Origin of the sequence: Burkholderia ambifaria AMMD, assembly GCF_000203915.1 — a bacterium.
Classification (GTDB): domain Bacteria; phylum Pseudomonadota; class Gammaproteobacteria; order Burkholderiales; family Burkholderiaceae; genus Burkholderia; species Burkholderia ambifaria.
On sequence record NC_008390.1, the window covers coordinates 2,334,949 to 2,358,289 of the forward strand.

24 protein-coding genes are annotated in these 23,341 nt (G+C 66.6%); 7 read left to right on the plus strand and 17 right to left on the minus strand.

What is annotated here, in order from left to right:
* Window positions 1–288 precede the first annotated feature (288 nt).
* Window positions 289–2,949 (plus strand): DNA mismatch repair protein MutS, encoded by a 2,661-nt coding sequence (mutS, locus tag BAMB_RS10730; protein WP_011657346.1) that lies wholly within the window; start codon window positions 289–291, stop codon window positions 2,947–2,949.
* The gene (locus tag BAMB_RS10735; RefSeq protein ID WP_011657347.1) at window positions 2,930–4,141 is read left to right on the plus strand and encodes a membrane protein; all 1,212 of its coding nucleotides are present in this window, start codon (window positions 2,930–2,932) and stop codon (window positions 4,139–4,141) included. Before mutS ends, BAMB_RS10735 begins: the two co-directional genes overlap by 20 nt.
* Before the next feature lie 27 nt (window positions 4,142–4,168).
* Here the strand turns inward: BAMB_RS10735 and BAMB_RS10740 are convergent, their stop codons facing one another.
* Window positions 4,169–4,711: an FKBP-type peptidyl-prolyl cis-trans isomerase gene (locus BAMB_RS10740; protein WP_011657348.1), complete on the minus strand. Its 543-nt coding sequence runs from the start codon at window positions 4,709–4,711 to the stop codon at window positions 4,169–4,171.
* A gap of 32 nt (window positions 4,712–4,743) precedes the next feature.
* Between BAMB_RS10740 and BAMB_RS10745 the strand changes: the two genes are divergently transcribed.
* Both BAMB_RS10745 and BAMB_RS36275 read left to right on the plus strand, forming a co-directional pair.
* Window positions 4,744–5,967, plus strand: a complete 1,224-nt coding sequence (locus BAMB_RS10745; protein WP_011657349.1) for a cupin domain-containing protein — start codon at window positions 4,744–4,746, stop codon at window positions 5,965–5,967.
* 54 nt (window positions 5,968–6,021) lie between these two features.
* Window positions 6,022–6,267 (plus strand): hypothetical protein, encoded by a 246-nt coding sequence (locus tag BAMB_RS36275; RefSeq protein ID WP_011657350.1) that lies wholly within the window; start codon window positions 6,022–6,024, stop codon window positions 6,265–6,267.
* A 20-nt stretch (window positions 6,268–6,287) separates the two neighbouring features.
* Here the strand turns inward: BAMB_RS36275 and BAMB_RS35295 are convergent, their stop codons facing one another.
* The 11 genes from BAMB_RS35295 to BAMB_RS10795 all read right to left on the minus strand — a co-directional run bounded on the left by BAMB_RS35295 (window position 6,288) and on the right by BAMB_RS10795 (window position 15,659).
* Window positions 6,288–6,470, minus strand: a complete 183-nt coding sequence (locus tag BAMB_RS35295; RefSeq protein WP_011657351.1) for a hypothetical protein — start codon at window positions 6,468–6,470, stop codon at window positions 6,288–6,290.
* A gap of 111 nt (window positions 6,471–6,581) precedes the next feature.
* Window positions 6,582–7,358 carry an MBL fold metallo-hydrolase gene (locus tag BAMB_RS10750; RefSeq protein WP_011657352.1) on the minus strand — a complete coding sequence of 259 codons (777 nt, stop codon included), beginning with the start codon at window positions 7,356–7,358 and terminating at the stop codon, window positions 6,582–6,584.
* Between the two features lie 4 nt (window positions 7,359–7,362).
* Window positions 7,363–8,505, minus strand: a complete 1,143-nt coding sequence (gene bamC, locus BAMB_RS10755; RefSeq protein WP_006751603.1) for an outer membrane protein assembly factor BamC — start codon at window positions 8,503–8,505, stop codon at window positions 7,363–7,365.
* Between the two features lie 108 nt (window positions 8,506–8,613).
* A complete protein-coding gene (gene dapA / locus BAMB_RS10760; RefSeq protein ID WP_011657353.1) occupies window positions 8,614–9,519 on the minus strand; it encodes a 4-hydroxy-tetrahydrodipicolinate synthase in 906 nt (301 codons plus the stop codon).
* Between the two features lie 46 nt (window positions 9,520–9,565).
* Complete coding sequence (locus BAMB_RS10765) at window positions 9,566–10,168, minus strand: class I SAM-dependent methyltransferase (RefSeq protein WP_011657354.1); 603 nt, start codon at window positions 10,166–10,168, stop codon at window positions 9,566–9,568.
* 9 nt (window positions 10,169–10,177) lie between these two features.
* Window positions 10,178–11,380: a tryptophan--tRNA ligase gene (locus BAMB_RS10770; RefSeq protein WP_011657355.1), complete on the minus strand. Its 1,203-nt coding sequence runs from the start codon at window positions 11,378–11,380 to the stop codon at window positions 10,178–10,180.
* Between the two features lie 8 nt (window positions 11,381–11,388).
* Window positions 11,389–12,051 (minus strand): site-2 protease family protein, encoded by a 663-nt coding sequence (locus BAMB_RS10775; protein WP_011657356.1) that lies wholly within the window; start codon window positions 12,049–12,051, stop codon window positions 11,389–11,391.
* Window positions 12,052–12,100: 49 nt separating this feature from the next.
* Window positions 12,101–12,733 carry an L-threonylcarbamoyladenylate synthase gene (locus BAMB_RS10780; RefSeq protein ID WP_011657357.1) on the minus strand — a complete coding sequence of 211 codons (633 nt, stop codon included), beginning with the start codon at window positions 12,731–12,733 and terminating at the stop codon, window positions 12,101–12,103.
* A gap of 73 nt (window positions 12,734–12,806) precedes the next feature.
* The gene (locus BAMB_RS10785) at window positions 12,807–13,637 is read right to left on the minus strand and encodes a 3',5'-nucleoside bisphosphate phosphatase (protein ID WP_011657358.1); all 831 of its coding nucleotides are present in this window, start codon (window positions 13,635–13,637) and stop codon (window positions 12,807–12,809) included.
* Between the two features lie 82 nt (window positions 13,638–13,719).
* Entirely contained in the window at window positions 13,720–14,610 is an 891-nt protein-coding gene (locus BAMB_RS10790) for an alpha/beta fold hydrolase (protein WP_011657359.1), read from the minus strand.
* Between the two features lie 197 nt (window positions 14,611–14,807).
* Window positions 14,808–15,659 carry a ferritin-like domain-containing protein gene (locus tag BAMB_RS10795; RefSeq protein ID WP_011657360.1) on the minus strand — a complete coding sequence of 284 codons (852 nt, stop codon included), beginning with the start codon at window positions 15,657–15,659 and terminating at the stop codon, window positions 14,808–14,810.
* 156 nt (window positions 15,660–15,815) lie between these two features.
* Between BAMB_RS10795 and BAMB_RS10800 the strand changes: the two genes are divergently transcribed.
* From BAMB_RS10800 to BAMB_RS10810, 3 genes are all read left to right on the plus strand, one after another.
* Window positions 15,816–16,340 (plus strand): gamma carbonic anhydrase family protein, encoded by a 525-nt coding sequence (locus BAMB_RS10800; RefSeq protein WP_006761906.1) that lies wholly within the window; start codon window positions 15,816–15,818, stop codon window positions 16,338–16,340.
* A 24-nt stretch (window positions 16,341–16,364) separates the two neighbouring features.
* Window positions 16,365–17,315, plus strand: a complete 951-nt coding sequence (gene hslO / locus BAMB_RS10805; RefSeq protein ID WP_011657361.1) for an Hsp33 family molecular chaperone HslO — start codon at window positions 16,365–16,367, stop codon at window positions 17,313–17,315.
* Between the two features lie 135 nt (window positions 17,316–17,450).
* Window positions 17,451–17,810 carry a hypothetical protein gene (locus BAMB_RS10810; RefSeq protein WP_011657362.1) on the plus strand — a complete coding sequence of 120 codons (360 nt, stop codon included), beginning with the start codon at window positions 17,451–17,453 and terminating at the stop codon, window positions 17,808–17,810.
* A 106-nt stretch (window positions 17,811–17,916) separates the two neighbouring features.
* Here the strand turns inward: BAMB_RS10810 and ftsB are convergent, their stop codons facing one another.
* The 5 genes from ftsB to BAMB_RS10835 form a co-directional block, all read right to left on the minus strand.
* Window positions 17,917–18,342: a cell division protein FtsB gene (gene ftsB / locus BAMB_RS10815; protein ID WP_006751591.1), complete on the minus strand. Its 426-nt coding sequence runs from the start codon at window positions 18,340–18,342 to the stop codon at window positions 17,917–17,919.
* Window positions 18,343–18,423: 81 nt separating this feature from the next.
* A complete protein-coding gene (gene eno, locus BAMB_RS10820) occupies window positions 18,424–19,707 on the minus strand; it encodes a phosphopyruvate hydratase (protein WP_006751590.1) in 1,284 nt (427 codons plus the stop codon).
* A gap of 106 nt (window positions 19,708–19,813) precedes the next feature.
* Window positions 19,814–20,668 carry a 3-deoxy-8-phosphooctulonate synthase gene (kdsA, locus tag BAMB_RS10825; protein WP_006761902.1) on the minus strand — a complete coding sequence of 285 codons (855 nt, stop codon included), beginning with the start codon at window positions 20,666–20,668 and terminating at the stop codon, window positions 19,814–19,816.
* Window positions 20,665–22,323 (minus strand): CTP synthase, encoded by a 1,659-nt coding sequence (locus tag BAMB_RS10830; RefSeq protein WP_011657363.1) that lies wholly within the window; start codon window positions 22,321–22,323, stop codon window positions 20,665–20,667. Before BAMB_RS10830 ends, kdsA begins: the two co-directional genes overlap by 4 nt.
* A 172-nt stretch (window positions 22,324–22,495) precedes the next feature.
* A complete protein-coding gene (locus tag BAMB_RS10835) occupies window positions 22,496–23,341 on the minus strand; it encodes an alpha/beta fold hydrolase (RefSeq protein ID WP_011657364.1) in 846 nt (281 codons plus the stop codon).

Below are 23,341 nucleotides of genomic sequence, written 5' to 3' on the forward strand. Positions count from 1 at the left end.
GTGATTCTTCCTTACAAAGATGGCTCCGAGCAATCGCTTCGACGAATCAAAACCTTGACCGTGCGCAAGAGATGACGATTTATCGTCGGAATCGAACCTCGACGCACGGGTACAGCGGATCCCGATCGATCGCCGACAGAATGAACCAGGTTAGCCGATATCTGATGGCAGGCCCCTCGTCCCGGCCGATTCCCCAATTCGCAACTGGCCAAACGGCGAACTTCCCGCGTCCCCGTCCGGGCCACTGGTAAACTCGGGCAACTCAAGCAACAACTTTACGCCGGATCTATGACCACGCTGTCGCCCGAGGCCTTCGCTGGCCACACCCCGATGATGCAGCAGTACCTGCGCATCAAGGCCGATCACCCCGACACGCTCGTCTTCTATCGGATGGGCGACTTCTACGAGCTGTTCTTCGAAGACGCGGAGAAGGCCGCGCGCCTGCTCGACCTGACCCTCACGCAGCGCGGCGCATCGGCCGGCACGCCGATCAAGATGGCCGGCGTCCCGCATCACGCGGTCGAACAGTATCTGGCGAAACTCGTGAAGATGGGCGAATCGGTCGCGATCTGCGAGCAGATCGGCGACCCGGCCACATCGAAAGGGCCGGTCGAGCGCAAGGTCGTGCGCGTCGTCACGCCCGGCACGCTGACCGATGCCGCCCTGCTGTCCGACAAGAACGACGTCTACCTGCTTGCAATGTGCACGGGCCACAACAAGCGCGGCGTCGCGGTCAACATCGGCCTCGCATGGCTGAACCTCGCGAGCGGCGCACTGCGGCTCGCCGAAATCGAACCCGACCAGCTCGGCACCGCGCTCGAACGCATCCGCCCTGCCGAGATCCTGACGGCGGACGGCGCAACCGACGCGGTGCCCGCCGGCGCCGGCGCGATCAAGCGCGTACCGGCATGGCACTTCGACATCGCATCGGGCACGCAGCGCCTGTGCGACCAGCTCGACGTCGCGGGCCTCGACGGCTTCGGCGCGCATTCGCTGACGAGCGCATGCGGCGCCGCGGGCGCGCTGCTGCTGTACGCGGCGGCCACGCAGGGCCAGCAACTGCGTCACGTGCGCAGCCTGAAGGTCGAGAACGAAACGGAATACATCGGGCTCGATCCGGCGACGCGCCGCAACCTCGAGCTGACCGAAACGCTGCGCGGCACCGAATCGCCGACGCTGTACTCGCTGCTCGACACGTGCTGCACGACGATGGGCAGCCGCCTGCTGCGTCACTGGCTGCATCACCCGCCGCGCGCGTCGGTCGCCGCGCAATCGCGCCAGCAAGCGATCGGCGCACTGCTCGATGCGCCCGCGGACGCGAGCCTCGACGCACTGCGCAGCGCGCTGCGCCAGATCGCCGACGTCGAACGGATCACCGGGCGTCTCGCGCTGCTGTCCGCGCGGCCGCGCGACCTGTCGAGCCTGCGCGATACGTTCGCCGCGCTGCCGGCGCTGCGTGAGCGCATCAGCGCGATCGTCGCGAACGCGGATGCGCTCACGCGCGTCGACGCGGCGCTCGCACCGCCCGCCGAATGCCTCGACCTGCTGACGAGCGCGATCGCCCCCGAGCCGGCCGCGATGGTGCGCGACGGCGGCGTGATCGCACGCGGCTACGACGCGGAGCTCGACGAGCTGCGCGACATCTCCGAGAACTGCGGCCAGTTCCTGATCGATCTCGAAGCGCGCGAGCGCACCCGCACGGGCATCGCGAACCTGCGCGTCGAATACAACAAGGTGCACGGCTTCTACATCGAGGTCACGCGCGGCCAGACCGACAAGGTGCCCGACGACTATCGCCGCCGCCAGACGCTGAAGAATGCCGAGCGCTACATCACGCCCGAACTGAAGACCTTCGAGGACAAGGCGCTTTCCGCGCAGGAACGCGCACTGGCCCGCGAGCGCGCGCTGTACGACGGCGTGCTGCAGGCGCTGCTGCCGTTCATTCCCGAATGCCAGCGCGTCGCATCGGCGCTCGCGGAGCTTGACGTGCTCGCCGCGTTCGCCGAGCGTGCACGCACGCTCGACTGGGTCGCACCGACCTTCACCGACGAAATCGGCATCGAGATCGAACAGGGGCGCCATCCGGTCGTCGAAGCGCAGGTCGAGCAGTTCATCGCGAACGACTGCCGGTTCGGCGCCGAGCGCAAGCTGTTGCTGATCACCGGCCCGAACATGGGCGGTAAGTCGACGTTCATGCGCCAGACGGCGCTGATCGCACTGATGGCGTATGTCGGCAGCTACGTGCCCGCGAAGTCGGCCTGCTTCGGCCCGATCGACCGCATCTTCACGCGGATCGGCGCGGCCGACGACCTCGCCGGCGGCCGCTCGACGTTCATGGTCGAGATGACCGAAGCCGCCGCGATCCTCAACGACGCGACGCCGCAAAGCCTCGTGCTGATGGACGAAATCGGCCGCGGCACGTCGACGTTCGACGGCCTCGCGCTTGCATGGGCCATCGCGCGTCACCTGCTCGCGCAAAACGGCTGCTACACGCTGTTCGCGACGCACTACTTCGAGCTGACGCAACTGCCGGCCGAATTCCCGCAAGCGGCGAACGTCCACCTGTCGGCCGTCGAGCACGGCCACGGCATCGTGTTCCTGCACGCAGTCAACGAAGGTCCGGCGAACCAGAGCTACGGGCTGCAGGTTGCGCAGCTCGCGGGCGTACCGGCGCCGGTGATCCGTGCCGCACGCAAGCATCTCGCGTATCTCGAGCAGCAGTCGGCCACGCAGAACACGCCGCAGCTCGATCTCTTCAGCGCGCCGCCCGCCGCGGCGGCCGACGAACTCGAATGCGCGGATGCGCCGGCGGTCTCCGCCCTCCCGCATCCGGCGCTCGAAAAGCTGCGCGACATCGATCCCGACGACCTCAAGCCGCGCGACGCGCTCGACCTGCTGTACGAACTGCGCACGCTCGTCCGCTCGCACGATGCCGACGGGCACGCATAAACGCCTCCCGTCGGGCCGGCCGGCCCGCGCCGCAGCCGCCGCGCTGATCGCGGCGGTGCTCGCCCTGGCGCAGGCCGGTGCGCTGGCCGCGCCACCCAAGCGTTCCGCCGCACCCTACTCGTTCGCGATCGTATCGGGCGTGATCGCCGCGCCGGCCGACGAACCGGCCGCACAGCGACTGCTCGAATCGATCGCGCGCGAGCGCAATCTGGCTTTCGTCGTCTATGCGGGCGACATCAAGGGCACGAAGGAAGCGTGCCGCGACGCGCTGTATACACAGCGCGGCGCGATCCTCGACGCGTCGCGCGTGCCGCTCGTGTTCATTCCCGGCCACGACGACTGGGTAACGTGCAACACTGCGGCCGGCGGCGGCTACGATCCGGTCGAACGTCTGGACTTCCTGCGGCAGACGCTGCTTGCCGACGCGGCACTGCCCGACCCCGGCGCGCTGCAGATCACACGCGAAAGCGAAGTCGCCCGGTTCCGGCCATATCGCGAAAACGCGCGCTGGATGCATGACGACGTCGTCTACGTCGCGGTGAACGCACCGGCGCCGAACAACCATTACCTGACCGCCGGCGGCCGCAATGGTGAATTCGAGGACCGCATCATCGCGAACGGCTTCTGGATCGACCATGCGGCCGAATATGCGAAGCGGCGCGAAGCGCGCGCGATGGTGGTGATTTTCGAAGGCGATCCGCAGTTCGATCGCTATGAGCGAGCCGAACGCTTCGCGTGGTTGCGCTTCAACCGGCCGCGCATCCGCGATGGCTTCCGCGAGCTGAAACGAACGCTGGTGAAGGCGGCGGCGACGTTCCGCGGGCCGATCCTGGTGATGCACGCGAGCAGCGAGCCGCTTGCGAATGGCTTCCTGATTGACCGCCCGCTGCATGCGGACGACGGTGTGCTGGTGGGAAATGTGACGCGCGTCGCGATCGGACCGCGTCATCCTGCGAATCAGTGGGTGAAGGTGAGCGTGTCGCCGGCACGGCAGACGATCTTCAACGTGAGCCTGCAGGACGTGCCGAAGAACCTGCCGATCCCGCCCGCGCTGCCGGCCGCGCCGCGCGACGATGTGCCGCTGCCGCAGATGCCGGAAATTCCGGCGTTGCCGGCATTGCCCGACTCATCGTCGGTCGCGCCGCCGCTGCAAGGCGACGGCACGACGCCGGGTGCGCCGCCCTCTCCTTGAGGGCCGGCGCCCGGCTTCCCCGCCAGCTCAGTGCAGAGTCCGCCCTGAGGGCGTGTCGCCGTCCTCGTCTTCGTCCTCGTCGACGATTTCGGGGCCTTCCGCGCCGTGCGCGTGCTCATGCTCGATCTCGTCCTCGGTCGCCTCGCGAACGTCCTTGACCGTGAGCGCAAAACGCAGCGCCATGCCCGCGAGCGGGTGGTTGCCGTCGAGCACGACCTTGTCTTCGGCGACGTCGGTGACCGTGTAGATCAGCGAATCCACTTCCTCGTCGCCGTCTTCCGGCGTGCCTTCGAACTGCATGCCCACTTCGAGCGGCTCGGGAAAACGATCGCGCGGCTCGATCTTCACGAGTTCGGGATCGTAGTCGCCGAACGCGTCCTGCGGCTCGAGCTGAACCTGCGCCTGATAACCGGGCTCGTGGCCGTCGAGCTGTTCCTCGATCTTGGGGAACGTGCCATCATAGCCGCCGTGCAGATAGACCATCGGCTCGTCGCTTTCCTCGATCAGGTTGCCTTGTGCATCCGACAACTTGTAAGTGACAGACACGACGGTGTTTTTTGCGATTTTCATCCAATTCTCCCAAATACAAGTCTCATTATACGATGCGCAACCGGTCTCAAGCCGAACCGCGGGATGCCGCTGCCGCCCCGCTCGGCGCGCCTCCTTCCGATCTTCCCACACCGCTGCTCGGCGGTCTCTCGCCGGCGCAATTCATGCGCCGCTACTGGCAGAAAAAGCCGCTGTTGATCCGTCAGGCGATCCCCGGCGTGAAGCCGCCGGTCACGCGCGACGCGCTGTTCGAACTGGCAGCCGACTATGACGCCGAATCGCGACTGATCACCCATTTTCGTAACAAGTGGCAACTCGCGCACGGCCCATTCGAGCCCGGCGCGCTGCCCGCCGTGTCGCGCAAGTCCTGGTCCCTGCTCGTGCAGGGGCTCGACCTGCACGTCGACGCGGCCCGCGCGCTGCTCGACCGCTTCCGCTTCATCCCGGACGCGCGCCTCGACGACCTGATGATTTCGTACGCGACGGACGGCGGCGGCGTCGGCCCGCACTTCGACTCGTATGACGTGTTCCTGCTGCAGGTCGAAGGCCGGCGCCGCTGGCGCATCGGCGCGCAGAAGGATCTGTCGCTGCAGCCGGACGTGCCGCTGAAGATCCTCGAGCATTTCGAGCCGAGCGACGAGTGGGTACTGGAGCCGGGCGACATGTTGTACCTGCCGCCGCACATCGCGCACGACGGCGTGGCCGAAGGCGACGAATGCATGACCTGCTCGATCGGCTTTCGGGCACCGTCCGCCGGCGAGCTGGGCGCGCAATTCCTGTACTACCTCGCGGAACGCGGCGGCCTGCGTGATGGGCGCGGCGACGCGCTCTACCGCGACCCGAAGCAGCCGGCGGTCGACACGCCGGCACAACTGCCGCCAGCGATGGTCGAGCGCGTCGCCGAGATCGTCGATGCGATCCGCTGGCGCAAGCGCGACGTCGCCGAATTCCTCGGCTGCTATCTGAGCGAGCCGAAATCGAGCGTGGTATTCGAGCCGCCGGCACGCCCGCTGTCCGAGGCGGCGTTCGTCACGCAAGCTTCTCGCCGAGGCGTATATCTCGACAGAAGGGCCGCATTGATGTATAACGCGCGATCGTACTTCATTAATGGTGAAGAAGAACCGCTCGAGCAAGCCGGCGAATGGCTGCCCGAACTGGCCAATCTGCGCTATATGGAGGCGAAACGGTTTGTAACACTCTCCCGGGCTCCCTCCATGACAGCCTTGCTGCACGAGTGGTATTGTGCGGGCTGGATACGGGTCGGAAACCGGATTTAGTGAGTTGCCCCGTATGCCCATGCAGATCAAATTCTGTATGGGAAAGACAACGTATTGACCCCGCATTTGTCGACGGTCGATAGGAAAGTGCATATAATTTCCGCCCAAGCCGTAGGGAAGATTCACGCTCTAGAAGTGCGTCTCCACCAGCGGCCCAGGTCGGTGTTGGAGCACATTACCGGTATTGTTTCGCGCTGTTGCTTACCTTTAACCATAAAAGGACGTGATCATGAAGAAATCCCTCCTCGTAGCTTCCCTGTTGGCTGCTGTTGCACTGGCTGCTTGCAACAAGAGCGCTGATCAAGCTGCTTCGTCGGCTGCTAGCGACGCATCGGCTGCTGCTTCGTCGGCTGCTTCGGCAGTTGCTGGTGCTGCGAGCGACGCTTCGGCTGCTGCTTCGTCGGCTTCGGCTGCTGCGAGCGATGCAGCTGCTGCTGTGGCGTCGGCTGCTTCGGCAGCGACGGCTGCTCCGGCTTCGGGCGCAAGCCAGTAAGCCTCAGCATCAGCTGAAAAAAAACCGGCCCTCTGGGCCGGTTTTTTTATGTCCGTCGGTTCCGCATCGCGCGCCCGGCAGCCAGGACGGCCAAGACGCCGCTCCGCCCTCTTGCGGCCGCTCAGCCGAGCGTCAGCCAGTCGAAGCCCGCGTCCTGCGTGGCGACGACCACCTCTTCCCCGTCCGTTCCCAGCACGCCGGCAAACGCCTGGCGGGCCAGCTCGGGCCGATTGTTCTGCTGGCTCAGGTGCGCCGCGACCAGATGCTGGAGACGGCTGCGTTCGAGCGACGCGAGGATGCCGGCGGCGGCATCGTTGCTCAGGTGGCCATGATTGCCGCCGATCCGCGCCTTCAGGGACTGCGGATAGCGGCTGCCGGCCAGCATCGCGGTATCGTGGTTGGATTCGAGCACCAGCGCGTCACAGCCGCTCAGGACGGTCGTGATGTGCGGCGTGGCCATTCCGACGTCGGTCAGCACGCCGAGCCGGCGGCAACCATCCATGAAGACGAACTGGAGCGGCTCCCGCGCGTCGTGGGGCACCGTATAGGGCATCACGGCCAGATCGCGTATCGCGGCCGTCTCGTCGCCCCACAACACGTGGAGATCGACATCGGCCTCGTCCGCGCCCACCGCGCGCGCCGTGCCCCAGCTCATGTAGAGCGGCAGCGACCCGCGCCGCGCGAGCGTCAGCGCGCTGCCGACGTGGTCGCTGTGTTCATGGGTAACGAGGATTGCATCGAGATCGTCGATGCCGAGATTCAGGCGGCCGAGGCGGCGCTCGACCTCCTTCGCTGAAAAACCGCAGTCGAGCAGCACGCGGGTGGTCGTCGTGCCGCTCGCGACCTCGACGACCAGTGCGTTGCCTTCGCTGCCGCTACCGAGGCTGGCGAAGCGCACGCGTTCAGTTCAGTTCGGCGTGCAGCAGCGAAATGATCCGCTGTGCGTCCGACGAGTTGTCGACCTTGCCGCTGGCGTCGACCACCGCGACCTGCGTGCCGCTGCCCTGGGCGCGCACGTTGACCAGGTATTCCTTGCCGGGCTTGGCCGCCGCCGGGCCGCCGTAGAACAGCTTGCCGAACAGCCCGTCGCGCTTGAGCTCTTCCATCGTGTTCGCGTAGCGGACCGTGTACAGGCCCTTCTCGCGATCGCGATTGTCGACCGCGAAATTGGTGCGGTCGAGCGCGAGACCGACGCGCAGCCATGCGCGGTCGAACGATTCAGCCAGCTGCAGCGTCGCGGCGCCGCTGCTCGCGTCGCCGACCTGCGCCGGCGCCGTCGCCGGACGCGCGTCCGTCAGCAACTGCTTCGCCTGCGCGTCGCTCAGGCCGAACTTCTGCATCAGCTTCGACAGGAACACGGCCTCGAGCACCGGGTTGCGCGGACGCTCTTCCCAGCGCGACGACGTGCCGCCCTGCGGACCGACCATCATTTCCTCCATCGCGCTGTGCGTGATCGAGATGTCGGTGTTGCCGTTCGACGTGCGGTTCACGAGCGTACGGAAACGGTCGCGCGTGCCGGACGAGTATGCGAAATCGATGACCTTGCCGATCGTGCGGCGGAACCAGTCGTCGGGAATGTTCGCGCGGTTCTCGGCCCAGTCGGTGGCCATGATGCCGGTCGACGGCGCGTCGGTCTTCAGCGAGAAGCCGTTCTCCTGCCAGAATTCCTTCAGGATCGGCCACAGCTGCTCGGGCGTGCGCCCGTCGACGACGAGCCAGCGGCGATCGCCGTCGCGCTCGATATGCATGCCGAGCGGATCCTGCGCGCTCGGGACGCCGTCGGTCGCGTTACCGGCGGCCGTCGTCGCCCGCGGCGGCAGCGTGCCGAGACCTGCGTTGCTCGGCGGCGCGACGAACTGCTGGGTCGTCGGCACCGGCTTCAGGTCGCTCGGCACGGCGAGCGGCGGCGCCGAACCCGTGTTCTTGTAGTTGACGCGGTCAGGAGCCAGATAGTCGTTCAGCGTATCGCAGCCGGCGAGCGCGCCCAGCGCCAGCGCCACCACCGAAACCTGGATGGCGCGAGATGAAAAGGCGAAACGTTTCATGAAATCCTTCGTCTTGCTAGAGCGCTCGTCAGGAGCGGCGCCGGACGGAGCCGGCCGGTGCGGGTTGATGAGGAGTGCCGGCGGCCGCAGGACGCGGCCGCCTGTGCATCAGGCGAGGACGCCGGCCTCGACGAGAGCCGAACGCACGACATCGTGACAGCGCTCGTCGAGCGGCGTAAGCGGCAGGCGGATGCCGCCCTGCATCTTGCCCATCGCCTGCAGCGCCCACTTCACCGGAATCGGGTTCGCCTCGATGAACAGGTTCTTGTGCAACGACAGCAGCTTCATGTGCAGCGCCCGCGCCGTGGCGACGTCGCCGGCCAGCGCCGCGCGACACAGGTCGCTCATCGCGCGCGGTGCGACGTTCGCCGTCACCGAGATGTTGCCGTGGCCGCCGAGCAGCATCAGCGCGATCGCGGTCGGATCGTCGCCGCTGTAGATCGCGAAATGCTTGGGCGCGGCCTTGATCAGATGCGCGGCGCGGTCGATGTTGCCCGTCGCTTCCTTCACGCCGATGATGCCCGGCACCTGTGCGAGGCGCAGCGTCGTCTCGTGCGCCATGTCCGCGACCGTGCGGCCCGGCACGTTGTAGAGGATCACCGGCAGGTCGACCGCTTCCGCGATCGACTTGAAGTGCCGGTACATCCCTTCCTGCGTGGGCTTGTTGTAGTACGGCACGACCTGCAGCGTCGCGTCGGCGCCGACGGCCTTCGCGTGCTTCGTCAGTTCGATCGCCTCCGCGGTCGAATTGCCGCCCGCGCCCGCGATGATCGGGATGCGCATCGCCGCATGCTCGACCGCCGTGCGGATCATCAGGATGTGCTCTTCGACGTTGAGCGTTGCCGACTCGCCACTCGTGCCGACCACGACGATGGCGTCGGTGCCTTCCGCGATGTGCCAGTCGATCAGTTTGCGAAACGCCGGCAGATCGAGACTGCCGTCTTCGAGCATCGGAGTGACGATCGCGGGGATGCTGCCGCGGATTTGAATGCCGTCTTGGGTGCCGTTAGCCATGAAACGCGATTGATTGATGTACCGGTAAACGTTGGATTGTAGCGGATTAGCCGGGCAGTTCGTAACGTGGAATTCCCGCCCCCGCCTTCGGGGTCGCGCCCTCATGTACCGCGCAGATACGCTGCACGAACGCCTCGCGCGGCCCGGCGACGAATCCGTCCTCGTAAGCGATCACCCGCAGGCGGCCGCGCACCGCGTCCAGCAACTCGCCCGGAGCGAGCAGGAACGCGGGGTTGGACGGTTTGCCGACCGTTTCGTTTCCTTGCGCGAAGGTTTCGTAGATGAGCACGCCGCCGGGCGCCACCGCATCGAGCAGATGGGGCCAGAGCGGACGATGAAGATAATGGGTAACGATCACGGCTGCGAACGACGCTCCGGCCGGTAGCGGCCAGGGTGCGCCCTCGAGATCGGCGTCGCGCGCGTCGACGCCTGCGATCGCCCGCAACGCGGCCAGCGAGGCCGGATCGCGGTCGAGCGCGACGACCGGATGCCCGTGCGACGCGAACCAGCGCGCATGGCGGCCGCCGCCCGCGGCGACGTCGAGCACCGCACCGCCCGCCGGAACGAGCCGCGACCACCGGGCGACCCAGCGCGACGGCTCGGTCTGGGCGATGTGGCCGCCCGCGGCGACAATGACGGATTCGCGCATGCCGTCAGCTCAGGTGTACGACAGGCCCATCGCCTCGCGCACGTCGCGCATCGTCTCGACCGCGTGCTTGCGCGCCTTGTCGCAACCGTCCGCGACGATCGCGCGCAGCAGCGACGGATCATCCATGTACTTCTGCGCGCGCTCGAGCATCGGCTGCTGTTCGCGCAGGATCCCTTCGACGACCGGCTGCTTGCAGTCGAGGCAACCGATGCCCGCCGAACGGCAGCCGTGCTGCACCCACTCGTGCGTCGTTGCGTCCGTATAGACCTGGTGCAGCTGCCACACCGGGCACTTGTCGGGATCGCCCGGATCGGTGCGGCGCACGCGCGCCGGATCGGTCGGCATCGTGCGGACCTTCTTCGTGATCGTCTCCGCGTCTTCGCGCAGGCCGATCGTATTGCCGTACGACTTCGACATCTTCTGGCCGTCGAGGCCCGGCATCCGCGACGCTTCGGTCAGCAGCGCCTGCGGCTCGACCAGGATGATCTTGCGCGCGCCTTCGAGATAGCCGAACAGGCGCTCGCGGTCGCTCATCGACAGGCTCTGCGACTCCTGCAGCATCGCGCGCGCCTGTTCGAGCGCCTCGTCATCGCCCTCCTGCTGGTATGCATTGCGCAGCTCGTGATAGAGCTTCGCGCGCTTGCCGCCGAGCTTCTTCGCGGCTTCGAGCGCCTTCTCCTCGAAGCCCGGCTCGCGGCCGTACAGGTAGTTGAAGCGGCGCGCGATCTCGCGCGTCATCTCGACGTGCGGCACCTGGTCTTCGCCGACCGGCACGAGCGAGCCGCGATACAGCAGGATGTCGGCCGCCATCAGCACCGGGTAGCCGAGGAAGCCGTAGGTCGACAGATCCTTGTCCTTCAGCTTCTCCATCTGCTCCTTGTAGGTCGGCACGCGCTCGAGCCAGCCGAGCGGCGTGCTCATGCCGAGCAGCAGCGCGAGTTCCGCGTGCTCGGGCACCTTGCTCTGGATGAACAGCGTCGCCTGCGCCGGATCGATGCCGGACGCGAGCCAGTCGATCAGCACGTCCCACACGTTCTTCTCGATGACCTCGGGCGTCTCGTAGTGCGTCGTCAGCGCATGCCAGTCGACCACGCAGAAGAAACACGGGTACTCGGACTGCAGCTTCACCCAGTTTTTCAGCACGCCGTGGTAGTGGCCGAGGTGCAGCGACCCGGTGGGTCGCATGCCGGAGAAAATACGATCTGGGAACATGATTGTCGTTAGAAAAGCGAGGCGAAGGGAGACAGGATGGCGCTCAGCACGCCGGCCGCGGCGTTCACGAGCGGACGCAGCCAGAAATTCGTCAGCACGCCCGTCGCGACCAGCGCGAGGACGATGATGAAACCGTACGGCTCGATGCGCGACAGCGCGATCGATTGCTTCGGCGGCAGCAGCGCCGCCAGGATGCGGCCGCCGTCGAGCGGCGGCAGCGGAAACAGGTTCAGCACGCCGAGCACCAGGTTCGCGCTGACGCCCGCGTAGGCCATCCGCGTGAAGAACGGTTCGTCGACGCCGGCTGCGGGCAGCACGATGGTCAGCACGCCCCAGATCAACGCCTGTACGAAGTTGCAGGCCGGGCCCGCGAGCGCGACCCACAGGCTGCCCCAGCGCGGATTGCGCAGGTTGCCGAACGAGACCGGCACCGGCTTCGCATAGCCGAACAGGAACGCACCGCCGGTCAGGAAATACATCGCGAGCGGGATCGCGATCGTGCCGAGCGGATCGATGTGGCGCATCGGATTGAAGGACACGCGCCCCATCATGTAGGCGGTGTTGTCGCCGAGCAGGCGCGCGGCATAGCCATGCGCGGCCTCGTGCAGCGTGATCGCGAAGATCACGGGCAGCGCGTAGACGGCGATGGTCTGTATCAGGGAAGCATCCATATCGCGTTATTGTAACAAGCGCACTCGCGCAAAAATGAACGGCGTGCGCTTACGCGGCCACGAGCCCGAACGGTTCGAGCGCGCCGCGCCCCGCGCGCACGAGCTGTGGCTCGTCGCCCGTCAGGTCGATCACCGTCGACGGCTCGCGCGGACACGCACCGCCGTCGATCACGAGATCGACCTGCTTCTCGAGCCGCGCGCGAATATCCTCCGGATCGTTGAGCGGTTCGTCGTCCGGCGGCAGGATCAGCGTCGTGCCGAGCAGCGGCTGCCCGAGCGATTCGAGCAGCGCGAGCGTGATCGCATGATCGGGCACGCGCAGCCCGATCGTCTTGCGCGACGGGTGCGACAGCCGGCGCGGCACTTCCTTCGTCGCCTGCAGGATGAACACGTACGGGCCCGGCGTCACCGACTTGATCTGCCGGTACTGGCGGTTGTCCACCATCGCGAAGTTCGCCAGCTCCGACAGGTCGCGCACGAGCAGCGACAGGTGCTGCTTGTCGTCGAGGCCGCGGATGCGGCGCACGCGCTCGACCGCGCCCTTGTCGTCGAGGTGGCATGCGAGCGCGTAGCTCGAATCGGTCGGCATCGCGATCACGCCGCCCTTGCTGACGATGTCCGCGGCCTGCTTGATCAGGCGCGGCTGCGGATTATCCGGGTGAATCCTGAAGAACTGGGACATGGGGGCACGTAAAGGGGGGAAAAGTCGGATGCGGGCGCGACGGGCGCCGCGTGCGGCAAGCGGCCGCCGCGCGTCAGAGCCAGCGTTCCCAGACCGGTTTGAGGTCGGGCGGCAACGGCGGCAGGCCGCCGAGCTCGACGCGGCCCTCGCCCGGCGCGTGGAAATCCGAACCGCGCGACACCTCGAAGCCGAAGCGGCGGGCGACGTCCGCGTATTCGCGGTACTGATCGGGCGTGTGGCTGCCCGTGATGACTTCGATCGCGCGGCCGCCGAGATCGATGAATTCGCCGAAGAACGCATCGAATTCGACCGGCGTATAGCGATAGCGGCCCGGGTGCGCGACCACGGCCTCGCCGCCCGCCGCGCGAATCCACGAAACCGCATCGGACAACGTCGCCCAGCGGTGCGGCACGAATCCGGGCTTGCCGTCGCCGAGCAGGCGGTCGAACACGTCGGAAGTGGATTCGGCATGGCCGTGCTCGACCAGAAAGCGCGCGAAGTGGGTGCGGGAGATCAGGTCGGGATTCGATACGTACTTCAGCGCGCCTTCGTAAGCGCCGGGAATGCCGAGCGTCTCGAGTTGCGCGGCGATCGCCTGTGCGCGGGCGGCACGGCCGTGGCGCGTGCGATAGAGGCCGTCGACGAGCGTCGGGTTCGACGGATCGATGTGCAGCCCGACGATGTGCACGGTGCGCGACGCCCACGTGACCGAAATCTCGACGCCGCTCAGGTAGCGCATGCCGAGCGCCTCGGCCTCGCTGCGCGCCGCCGCCTGGCCGCCGATCTCGTCGTGGTCGGTCAGCGCCCACAGGGTCACGCCGCCGGCATGAGCGCGGCGCGCGACGTCGGCAGGCGACAGCAACCCGTCGGAAACATTCGAATGGCAGTGGAGATCGGCGTTCATTGTCGGTATGGCAGGTGAAGCTTCATTCTACTGCAATGCGGCAATTCCGCCGCCCGCCTGCCCTGCCGATACCGCTGCCGCCCTACGCGCAGAAGGCCTCGATCAGTGCCGCGATCTGCTCCGGCTGGTCGTGATGGACCATGTGGCCGGCATCCTCGACGAGCTTTTCGCGCCAGTCCGGGAACGCGCCGAAGCGCGCCTTGAATTCCGGCAGCGGGATGTCGCCCGCGAGGTACGCGAGGGTCGGCGAAGCGACGGCCTCGACGTGCAGCACCTTCGCACGCACCTGCTTCCAGATAGCCATCACCTCGTCGAGCCGGTACAACGTCGGGCCCGCCATCTTGTGCGCGGGGTCGGCCAGCAGGTGGTAGAGGCCGTCGTCGCCGCGCTTCGACCAGTGGGCGGCAAGAAACGCGGCGCGGCGCGGCTCGAGCCGCGGATTGGTCTTGATCAGCCGGGCTGCCACGTCGTCGAGCGACGCGTACGGGCGCAGCACCGGCGGCTCGCGCAGCTCGTCGAGCCAGCCGCGCAGCCGGCGTGGCGCCTGCTCGGCCCGCGCGGGGGCGAGCCCGAACCCTTCGAGATCGACCACGCGCCGCACGCGCTCCGGCCGCGCGCCCGCGTACAGGCACACGACGTTCGCGCCCATGCTGTGCCCGACCAGGTTGACCTCGCCGGTCGGCGCATAGTGATCGACGAGCGCATCGAGATCGCCCAGATATTCGTGGAACCAGTAATGACCGCCGCCGTGCCTTGCGACCGGCCAGTCGGACAGGCCGAAGCCGCGCGCATCGGGCGCGATCACCTGCCAGTCACCCGCGAGCGCGTCGACGACGAACTGGAACGACGCCGCGACGTCCATCCAGCCGTGCAGCATGAACAGCGTCGGCGCATCGGGCCGGCCCCAGCGCCGCACATGCAGCTTGACGCCGCGCACCGTGACGAAATCGGAAACAGAACTCGACGCACTCATTGCAGTCGCCAGAAAAAAGAATGATCGTTCGATTATAGCGGTGGCGCTTGCGTTCCGGCGGCTGGCAGTCGAGGCCGCTCTCTAGCGACAGGGGGGGCCGATGACGCGCGCCTCCGGTGCACCGGAGGCACGGGCATGACGTTACGGCCGGCCTGCGGCAGCTTTCGCACCGCGGCAGCCGGCCGCCCGCAGCCGCCCTAACCCGCCGCCTTGCTGTCCGCCGCGTCCTGCGCGGCCAATTCGTCCAGCTCCGCCTGCTCGAATCCCGCGGTGCGGCGCGCGTCGAAATTGAACGGACCGCGCAGCCGCGGCGCATGGTACTGCTCGGCGAGCTCACGGTAGGCAGACACCGGATCGCGGCCCGCCGCGTCGCACAAATGCCGGAACCAGCGGTTCCCGATCGCGACATGGCCGATCTCATCGCGCAGGATCACGTCGAGGATCGCCGCGGAGGCGTCGTCGCCCGCTTGCACGAGCCGCGCGCGGATCGGCGGCGACGCGTCGAGCCCGCGCGCCTCGAGCGTGCGCGGCACGAGCGCCATACGCGCGAGCACGTCGGCCTTGGTCCGCTCGCACATCTCCCACAGCCCGTTGTGTGCGGGAAAATCGCCGTACGCATGCCCGAACCCGGCCAGCCGCTCGGACAGCAGCGTGAAGTGATAAGCCTCCTCGGCCGCGACCTTCAGCCAGTCCGCATAGAACGCGTCCGGCATCCGGGCGAAGCGCCACACGGCGTCGAGCGCGAGGTTGATCGCATTGAATTCGATATGCGCGAGCGCGTGCAGCAGCACCGCGCGCCCCGCGGGCGAGCGCATGCTGCGACGCTCGAGCTGGCGCGGCTCGACGAGCGGCGGGCGCGCCGGACGGCCCGGCAGGTCGGCCGGTTCGTCCAGCTCGAGCGCCGGCGCGATCGCGGCCTGCCCGGCCAGCAGTGCGTCGTACAGCGCGCGGACCTGCGCGGCCTTCGCGGCCGGCTCGGACATTCGCAGCGCGTCGAGCGCGGCGCGGCGCACACAGCGCGGCGCGGCGGTGAAAGAAGAAGGCTCCATGCTCGTCAAAACGGGGGCACCATCCGTGCGCGTCGGGGGAGCGCAAGCACGCGACGGTTTACAATATGCGTTTGTGCCGCGACGCAATGCAATGCGCCCGGCACGCCAGACGCGCCATTCTACCGGCGCCCATCATCGAAGAGACCAGGAGACTCCGTGACGATCTACAAACTGGGCGAGACGGCCCCGACGATCCACGAAAGCGTATTCGTCGCCGATACGGCGGCCATCATCGGCAAGGTCGTGCTGGAGGAAAACGCGAGCGTCTGGTTCGGCGCGACGATTCGCGGCGACAACGAGACGATCACGGTCGGCACCGGAAGCAATGTCCAGGAAGGCGCGGTCCTGCACACCGACCCCGGTTTTCCGCTGACGATTGCGGAAAACGTGACGATCGGGCACCAGGCGATGCTGCACGGCTGCACGATCGGCGAAGGTTCGCTGATCGGGATTCAGGCGGTGGTCTTGAATGGTGCGGTCATCGGCCGCAACTGTCTGGTTGGTGCCGGCGCGGTCGTGACGGAAGGCAAGGTGTTCCCGGACAATTCGCTGATTCTCGGCGCCCCGGCGAAAGTCGTGCGCGAGCTGTCGGCGGACGATATCGCGCGACTGCGCGCCAATGCGAAGACGTACGTCGAGCGACGTGCGCATTTCAAGGAGCAACTCGTGCGGATCGGGTGATTCGCGCGATTTCAAGGAAGAAGAGTGAGCGACCAGTTACAGAAATTCATGTTCAATTCGGCACCCGTGCGCGGCGAGATCGTGTCGCTGCGCAACACGTGGCAAGAGGTGCTTTCCCGCCGTGACTACCCTGCTCCGGTGCGCACGGTGCTCGGCGAGATGATGGCCGCGTGTGCGCTGCTGTCCGCGAACCTGAAATTTCACGGCACCCTGATCATGCAGATCTTCGGCGACGGCCCGGTCCAGATGCTGGTCGTCCAGTGCAGCTCGGACCTGTCGATGCGCGCCACGGCCAAGTTCGCCGGCGACGCGGCGCAGACGATCGGCGACGACACGAGCTTTGCGTCGCTCGTCAACGCGAGCGGCCACGGCCGCTGCGTGATCACGCTCGACCCGGCCGAGAAGCTGCCGGGCCAGCAGCCGTACCAGGGCATCGTGCCGCTGAACGGCGTCGACGGTCCGCTCGAATCGGTGTCGCAGGTGCTCGAGCACTACATGCATCACTCGGAGCAGCTCGACACGCGGCTGTGGCTCGCGGCCGATCGCGACCGCGCGGTCGGCATGCTGCTGCAGAAGCTGCCGGGCGACGGCGGCATCGTGCCGCGCAACGCCGAGACGGACATCGATACCTGGGAGCGGGTGTGCACGCTCGGCGGCACGCTGTCCGCGAAGGAACTGCTCGAGGTCGAACCGGAAGTCGTGTTCCGCCGGCTCTTCTGGCAGGAAAACGTGCAGCACTTCGAACCGGCCGGTACGCGCTTCCAGTGCTCGTGCTCGCGCGAGAAGGTCGGCGCGATGCTGCGCATGCTCGGTCGCGATGAAGTCGACAGCGTGATCGTCGAGCGCGGTCACGTCGAGATTCACTGCGAGTTCTGCAACCAGCGCTACGAGTTCGACCCCGTCGATGTCGCGCAGTTGTTCGCCGCGCCGGAACTCGCGACCGGCATCACGCCCGCGGCCGGCCAGCGTCACTGAGCCGCGCGCCCGTGCCCGCGATGCGGGCGCGGGCGCATAATGAACGCATGAGCGTCGCATGCGCGGCTCGGTCGCCGCAGGCCCGGCCTTCGGTGCAAGCCGCTTTTCGCTGTCGGCGCGCTGCTGGAGAGACACATGAATCGCCCGTTCCGCATCCTCGTCCTGACCAGCGTCGCCGCCGGCACGCTGGCCCTCGCCGGCTGCGCGGTGCAGCCGCCTTCGTCGACGATCCTCAGCCGCCTGCCCGAACCGGGCGCATCGGGCGGCCAGCCGCCCGCGCTGTCGAGTGCGGAACGCAAACGCTACGACGAAATCGACCGGCAGGTGCTGCGCGAGCAGAACGATGCCATGGCAGCCGAGGCAGCCGCGCGCGCGTGGGCGTATTACTCGCCGCCGCCCGTGACGGTCTACGGCGGCTATTACGGCGGTTACGGCGGTTGGGGAAACCGCTGGGGCACCGGCATCGGCTATGGCTATCCGGGCTGGTGGTGGTGATGCGCGAACGCGCCGATCGACCCGATTGAAAACCGGCAGGAAATAAAAAAGCGCGGCATTTCCCGCGCTTTTTCAATGGTTCGGACTGCCGTGCTCAGTGATGTGCTCAGTGATGCGCGGGCTTGCCCTTCTCGCCGCCGTGATGCCGCGACGGCTTTGCAATCGACTGCGGGTTCGGCACGACACGCACGGGCGCCGCGGACACGGCGCCACGCGTCGACGTGTTGGACGGCGTGGTGTTCAGCGGCCCGGCCGGCGTGTTCGGCGACACGAACTGCACGAATACTTCGCCGTCCTTCACCATGCCCATCTCGTAGCGCCCACGCTCCTCGATGGCCGCGGTGCCGCTTTGCAGATCCTGCACTTCCCCCGCGATCCGTTCATTGCGCAGCTTCTCGTCCGCGTTCTTCTGCAGCTGATCGCCGAGTTGCTGACGCAATTCGTGCACCCGCAACCAGCCGCCGTGTCCCCACCATAGGGGGTACTGAATGAGCGCCAGCAAGGCAATCAGGACGACAGTGACAAGCCGCATGTAAGAGACGCAGATATAAGAAGCGCCGCTTCGCGCGAATGCGCAGAGCGGCGTCGAGGTGACGAACCCGATAGTAGCGCGTTAGCGCAGGTTATAGAAAGCCGATTTGCCCGGGTAGCTTGCGATATCGCCGAGATCTTCCTCGATACGCAGCAGCTGGTTGTACTTCGAGATGCGGTCGCTGCGCGACAGCGAACCCGTCTTGATCTGACCGGCGTTCAGGCCGACCGCGATGTCCGCGATCGTCGAATCTTCCGTTTCGCCCGAGCGGTGCGAGATCACGGCCGTGTAGCCTGCGCGCTTCGCCATTTCGATTGCCGCGAACGTTTCGGTCAGCGTACCGATCTGGTTGATCTTGATCAGGATCGAGTTCGCGATGCCCTTCTCGATGCCTTCCTTCAGGATGCGCGTGTTCGTGACGAACAGGTCGTCGCCGACGAGCTGCACCTTCTTGCCGAGGCGCTCGGTCAGCAGCTTCCAGCCTTCCCAGTCGCTTTCGTGCATGCCGTCCTCGATCGACACGATCGGGAACTTGTCGGCGAGCGTCGCGAGGTAGTCGGTGAATTCGGCCGACGACAGTTGCAGGCCTTCGCCGGCGAGCTGGTACTTGCCGTCGTGGTAGAACTCGGAGGCCGCGCAGTCGAGCGCGAGGAGGACGTCTTCGCCCGCACGGTAGCCGGCCTTCTCGATTGCCTGCAGGATCGTCGACAGGCATTCGTCGTTGCTGCCGAAGTTCGGTGCGAAGCCGCCTTCGTCGCCGACTGCCGTGCTCATGCCGCGGTCGCTCAGGATCTTCTTCAGCGCGTGGAATACTTCCGCGCCGCAACGCAGGGCTTCACGGAACGTCGGCTGGCTGACCGGGACGATCATGAATTCCTGGATGTCGAGGCTGTTGTTCGCGTGCGCGCCGCCGTTGACGATGTTCATCATCGGGACCGGCAGCTGCATCGCGCCCGAGCCGCCGAAGTAGCGGTACAGCGGCAGGCCGGCTTCTTCGGCCGCCGCCTTCGCGACGGCCATCGACACGGCCAGCATCGCGTTCGCGCCGAGGCGCGACTTGTTGTCGGTGCCGTCCAGCTCGAGCAGGGTCTTGTCGAGGAACGCCTGTTCCGACGCGTCGAGGCCCATGATGGCTTCGGAGATTTCGGTGTTGATGTGCTCGACCGCCTTCAGCACGCCCTTGCCGTTGTAGCGGCCGGCTTCGCCGTCACGCAGTTCGATCGCTTCACGCGAGCCGGTGGACGCGCCCGACGGCACCGCCGCGCGGCCCATCGTGCCCGATTCGAGCAGCACGTCGCATTCGACGGTGGGGTTGCCGCGCGAATCCAGAATCTCGCGGCCGATGATATCTACGATTGCACTCATGGGTTTCCTCTGAGAATGACGATGGATTCTTCAAACTGCGACGACACGCGTGCCGAAACCGCTTTCGCTACAGACGCGCGAAGCCGCCGCAAGGTTCATTCGATCTTTAGTTGAAATCGTTTTCCAGGAACGGATGGCGCTTCACCGCCTGGTCGAGCGTGACGAGGGTCTCCAGCAACGCGCCCATCCGGTTCAGCGGCACCGCGTTCGGGCCGTCCGACTTCGCTTCGGCCGGATTCGGGTGCGTTTCCATGAACAGGCCCGCGACGCCCGTCGCGACCGCGGCACGCGCGAGCACCGGCACGAATTCGCGCTGGCCGCCCGAGCTCGTGCCCTGCCCGCCCGGCAGCTGCACCGAGTGGGTCGCGTCGAACACGACCGGCGCGCTCGTCTCGCGCATGATCGCGAGCGAACGCATGTCGGACACGAGGTTGTTGTAGCCGAACGAGACGCCGCGCTCGCACGCCATGAATCGGTCTTCCGACAGACCGGCTTCACGCGCCGCTTCGCGCGCCTTGTCGATCACGTTCTTCATGTCGTGCGGCGCGAGGAACTGGCCCTTCTTGATGTTGACGGGCTTGCCCGAGCGCGCGCACGCGTGGATGAAATCGGTCTGACGGCACAGGAACGCGGGCGTCTGGAGGACGTCGACGACCGACGCGACCTGCTCGATCTCGTCGATCGAATGCACGTCGGTCAGCACCGGCAGGCCGAGCTGGCGCTTCACCTCGCCGAGGATCCGCAGGCCCTCGTCCATTCCGAGGCCGCGAAACGACTTGCCCGAGCTGCGGTTCGCCTTGTCATACGACGACTTGTAGATGAACGGCACGTTCAGCTTCTCGCAGATCTCCTTCAGGCGGCCCGCCGTGTCGATCGTCATTTGCTCCGATTCGACGACGCAGGTACCCGCGATCAGGAAGAAAGGCTGGTCGAGACCGACCTCGAAATCGCACAGCTTCATGCTTTCACTCCGCGCGCTTGCTTGTTGGCAAACGCGGCTTCGACGAACGATTTGAACAGCGGATGGCCGTCACGCGGCGTCGACGTGAATTCCGGGTGGAACTGGACGCCGACGAACCACGGGTGCATCGAACGCGGCAGCTCCATCATTTCCGGCAGATCCTCGCTCGGGGTACGGGCGCTGATGATAAGGCCGCCGGCTTCGAGCTGGGGCACGAAGCGGTTATTGACTTCATAACGGTGGCGATGGCGCTCGTTCACGTCCTTGCCGTAGATCTCTTCGGCCATCGTGCCCGGCTTGATCGGGCAGCGCTGCGAGCCGAGGCGCATCGTGCCGCCGAGATCCGACTCTTCGGTGCGCGTCTCGACCTTGCCGTCGCGGTCGTACCACTCGGTGATCAGCGCGACCACGCGTTCCGGCGTTTCCGAATCGAATTCCGTGCTGTTCGCCTGTTTCAGGCCGACGACGTCGCGTGCGAATTCGATCACCGCGAGCTGCATGCCGAGACAGATGCCGAGGTACGGCACCTTCGACTCGCGCGCATAGCGGATCGCCGCGATCTTGCCTTCCGTGCCGCGACGGCCGAAACCGCCCGGAACGAGCACCGCATCCAGGTGCTTCAGGCTGTCGACACCGTTCGCCTCGATTTCTTCCGAGTCGATGTACTCGATGTTGACCCTGGTCGACGTATGCAGCGATGCGTGACGCAGCGCCTCGATCAGCGACTTGTACGACTCGGTCAGATCGACATACTTGCCGACCATGCCGATCGTGACTTCGTGCTTCGGGTTTTCCAGCTTCTCGACGAGCTCCGACCACATGCTCAGGTCTGCGTCCTTCGGCGACAGCTTCAGCTCCTCGCAGATGATCCGGTCGAGGCCCTGGTCATGCAGCATCTGCGGAATCTTGTAGATGCTGTCGGCGTCCCACACCGAAATCACGGCGTCTTCCGGCACGTTCGAGAACATCGAGATCTTCTTCGATTCGTCGTCGGGGATGCGGCGATCCGCACGGCACAGCAGCACGTGCGGCAGGATGCCGATCTCGCGCAGCTTCTGCACGCTGTGCTGGGTCGGCTTCGTCTTCAACTCGCCGGCCGTCGCGACGTACGGCACGAGCGTCAGGTGCACGAAGCACGCGCTGTTGCGGCCGAGGCGCAGGCTCATCTGGCGCGCGGCTTCCAGGAACGGCAGCGACTCGATGTCGCCGACGGTACCGCCGATCTCGACGATCGCGACGTCCGGCTCGCCGCAGGTGGCCGATGCCGCCCCGCGCTCGATGAATGCCTGGATTTCGTTCGTAATGTGCGGGATCACCTGCACGGTCTTGCCGAGATAGTCGCCGCGGCGTTCCTTGCGGATCACCGATTCGTAGATCTGGCCGGTCGTGAAGTTGTTGGCCTTGCGCATCTTCGTGCTGATGAAGCGCTCATAGTGGCCGAGGTCGAGGTCGGTCTCCGCTCCGTCTTCCGTCACGAACACTTCGCCGTGCTGGAACGGGCTCATCGTGCCGGGGTCGACGTTGATGTAGGGATCGAGTTTGAGGAGGGTGACTTTCAGACCGCGCGATTCAAGGATCGCGGCGAGAGAGGCGGCGGCAATACCCTTGCCGAGGGAAGAAACTACGCCGCCGGTGACGAAAACATATTTGGTCATCGCTGGATGCTCGCGGGAAAAACGGATTATACCGTAAAGCCCGCCCTTCTCTCAGCAATTGGCGCGATGATCGCGCCCCTTCGCGCAGTGCCGCACCGGCCGTGCGGGCCGACGCGAACCGACCGGCCGGTCGGTGCACCGCGCATGTGCACCGCGTGCGCCGGACCCCGCGTCAGGCGCGTTTCGCGAGCGCCACGCTGTCGCGCGGCACGCCGCCTTCCGCCGCCTTCAGCGAATTCAGCATCCGCTGCAATGCGCGGGCCGTTTCGATCGGCCGCTCCATCGGGAACAGGTGGCTGCCTTCGAGCCATTCGATGCGCCCGCGCGCCGCGCGGCGCGTCGCATCGAGCCCGACCTGCCGCACTTCGCGCGAGCGCGTGCCGGCGAGAAAGCCAAGCGGCACCGGCGCGCCGTGCGCGAGCCGCGGGCCGAGCGTATGCGGCAAGGTCCGGTAGATCAGGTATTCGACCTGCCGGTCGAACGCGAGCGCGCGTTCGCCGTCGGCGCCCGCCTGCGGAATGCCGTAGTCGATGTAGTCGGACAGCATCCGTTCGTCCCAGCGGGCGAACGCCGGTTTCTCGTGGAAGTGGCGCCAGACTTCGTCGCGGCTCGTCCAGCGCGTGCGCCGGTTGCGGGTCGCGGCCGCCGGCGACAGCCGCTCGTCGAGCCCGGCCCACTGGCTCGCACGCAGCGCGCCGGCGCGCCAGCCCGCGATGATCGGCGAATCGATCATCACCACGCCGCGCACCCAATGCGGCTTTTTCAGCGCGGCCATCAGCGACAGGTAGCCGCCGAGCGAATGGCCGACGAGCCAGACCGGGCGCTCGTAGCGGCCGCCGATGTCGTCGAGCAGCTGTTCGACGAGATGCGGCCAGTCGCGCGTCACCGGGTAGCGGCGATCGTGACCGATGCGCTCGATGTAGCGCAGCTCGTAGTCGTCTGCCAGCTCGGCGAAGATCGTCCGGTACGTCGACGCCGGAAACCCGTTCGCATGCGAGAAGTGGATGATGTCCTTCAA

Bases quoted from the DNA above. Each gene is read 5' to 3' on its own strand.
- mutS (WP_011657346.1), top strand. From the start codon at position 289: ATGACCACGCTGTCGCCCGAGGCCTTCGCTGGCCACACCCCGATGATG.
- BAMB_RS10735 (WP_011657347.1), top strand. From the start codon at position 2,930: ATGCCGACGGGCACGCATAAACGCCTCCCGTCGGGCCGGCCGGCCCGC.
- BAMB_RS10740 (WP_011657348.1), bottom strand. From the start codon at position 4,711: ATGAAAATCGCAAAAAACACCGTCGTGTCTGTCACTTACAAGTTGTCG.
- BAMB_RS10745 (WP_011657349.1), top strand. From the start codon at position 4,744: ATGCGCAACCGGTCTCAAGCCGAACCGCGGGATGCCGCTGCCGCCCCG.
- BAMB_RS35295 (WP_011657351.1), bottom strand. From the start codon at position 6,470: ATGCTGAGGCTTACTGGCTTGCGCCCGAAGCCGGAGCAGCCGTCGCTG.
- bamC (WP_006751603.1), bottom strand. From the start codon at position 8,505: ATGAAACGTTTCGCCTTTTCATCTCGCGCCATCCAGGTTTCGGTGGTG.
- dapA (WP_011657353.1), bottom strand. From the start codon at position 9,519: ATGGCTAACGGCACCCAAGACGGCATTCAAATCCGCGGCAGCATCCCC.
- BAMB_RS10765 (WP_011657354.1), bottom strand. From the start codon at position 10,168: ATGCGCGAATCCGTCATTGTCGCCGCGGGCGGCCACATCGCCCAGACC.
- BAMB_RS10770 (WP_011657355.1), bottom strand. From the start codon at position 11,380: ATGTTCCCAGATCGTATTTTCTCCGGCATGCGACCCACCGGGTCGCTG.
- BAMB_RS10775 (WP_011657356.1), bottom strand. From the start codon at position 12,051: ATGGATGCTTCCCTGATACAGACCATCGCCGTCTACGCGCTGCCCGTG.
- BAMB_RS10780 (WP_011657357.1), bottom strand. From the start codon at position 12,733: ATGTCCCAGTTCTTCAGGATTCACCCGGATAATCCGCAGCCGCGCCTG.
- BAMB_RS10785 (WP_011657358.1), bottom strand. From the start codon at position 13,637: ATGAACGCCGATCTCCACTGCCATTCGAATGTTTCCGACGGGTTGCTG.
- BAMB_RS10790 (WP_011657359.1), bottom strand. From the start codon at position 14,610: ATGAGTGCGTCGAGTTCTGTTTCCGATTTCGTCACGGTGCGCGGCGTC.
- BAMB_RS10795 (WP_011657360.1), bottom strand. From the start codon at position 15,659: ATGGAGCCTTCTTCTTTCACCGCCGCGCCGCGCTGTGTGCGCCGCGCC.
- BAMB_RS10810 (WP_011657362.1), top strand. From the start codon at position 17,451: ATGAATCGCCCGTTCCGCATCCTCGTCCTGACCAGCGTCGCCGCCGGC.
- ftsB (WP_006751591.1), bottom strand. From the start codon at position 18,342: ATGCGGCTTGTCACTGTCGTCCTGATTGCCTTGCTGGCGCTCATTCAG.
- eno (WP_006751590.1), bottom strand. From the start codon at position 19,707: ATGAGTGCAATCGTAGATATCATCGGCCGCGAGATTCTGGATTCGCGC.
- kdsA (WP_006761902.1), bottom strand. From the start codon at position 20,668: ATGAAGCTGTGCGATTTCGAGGTCGGTCTCGACCAGCCTTTCTTCCTG.
- BAMB_RS10830 (WP_011657363.1), bottom strand. From the start codon at position 22,323: ATGACCAAATATGTTTTCGTCACCGGCGGCGTAGTTTCTTCCCTCGGC.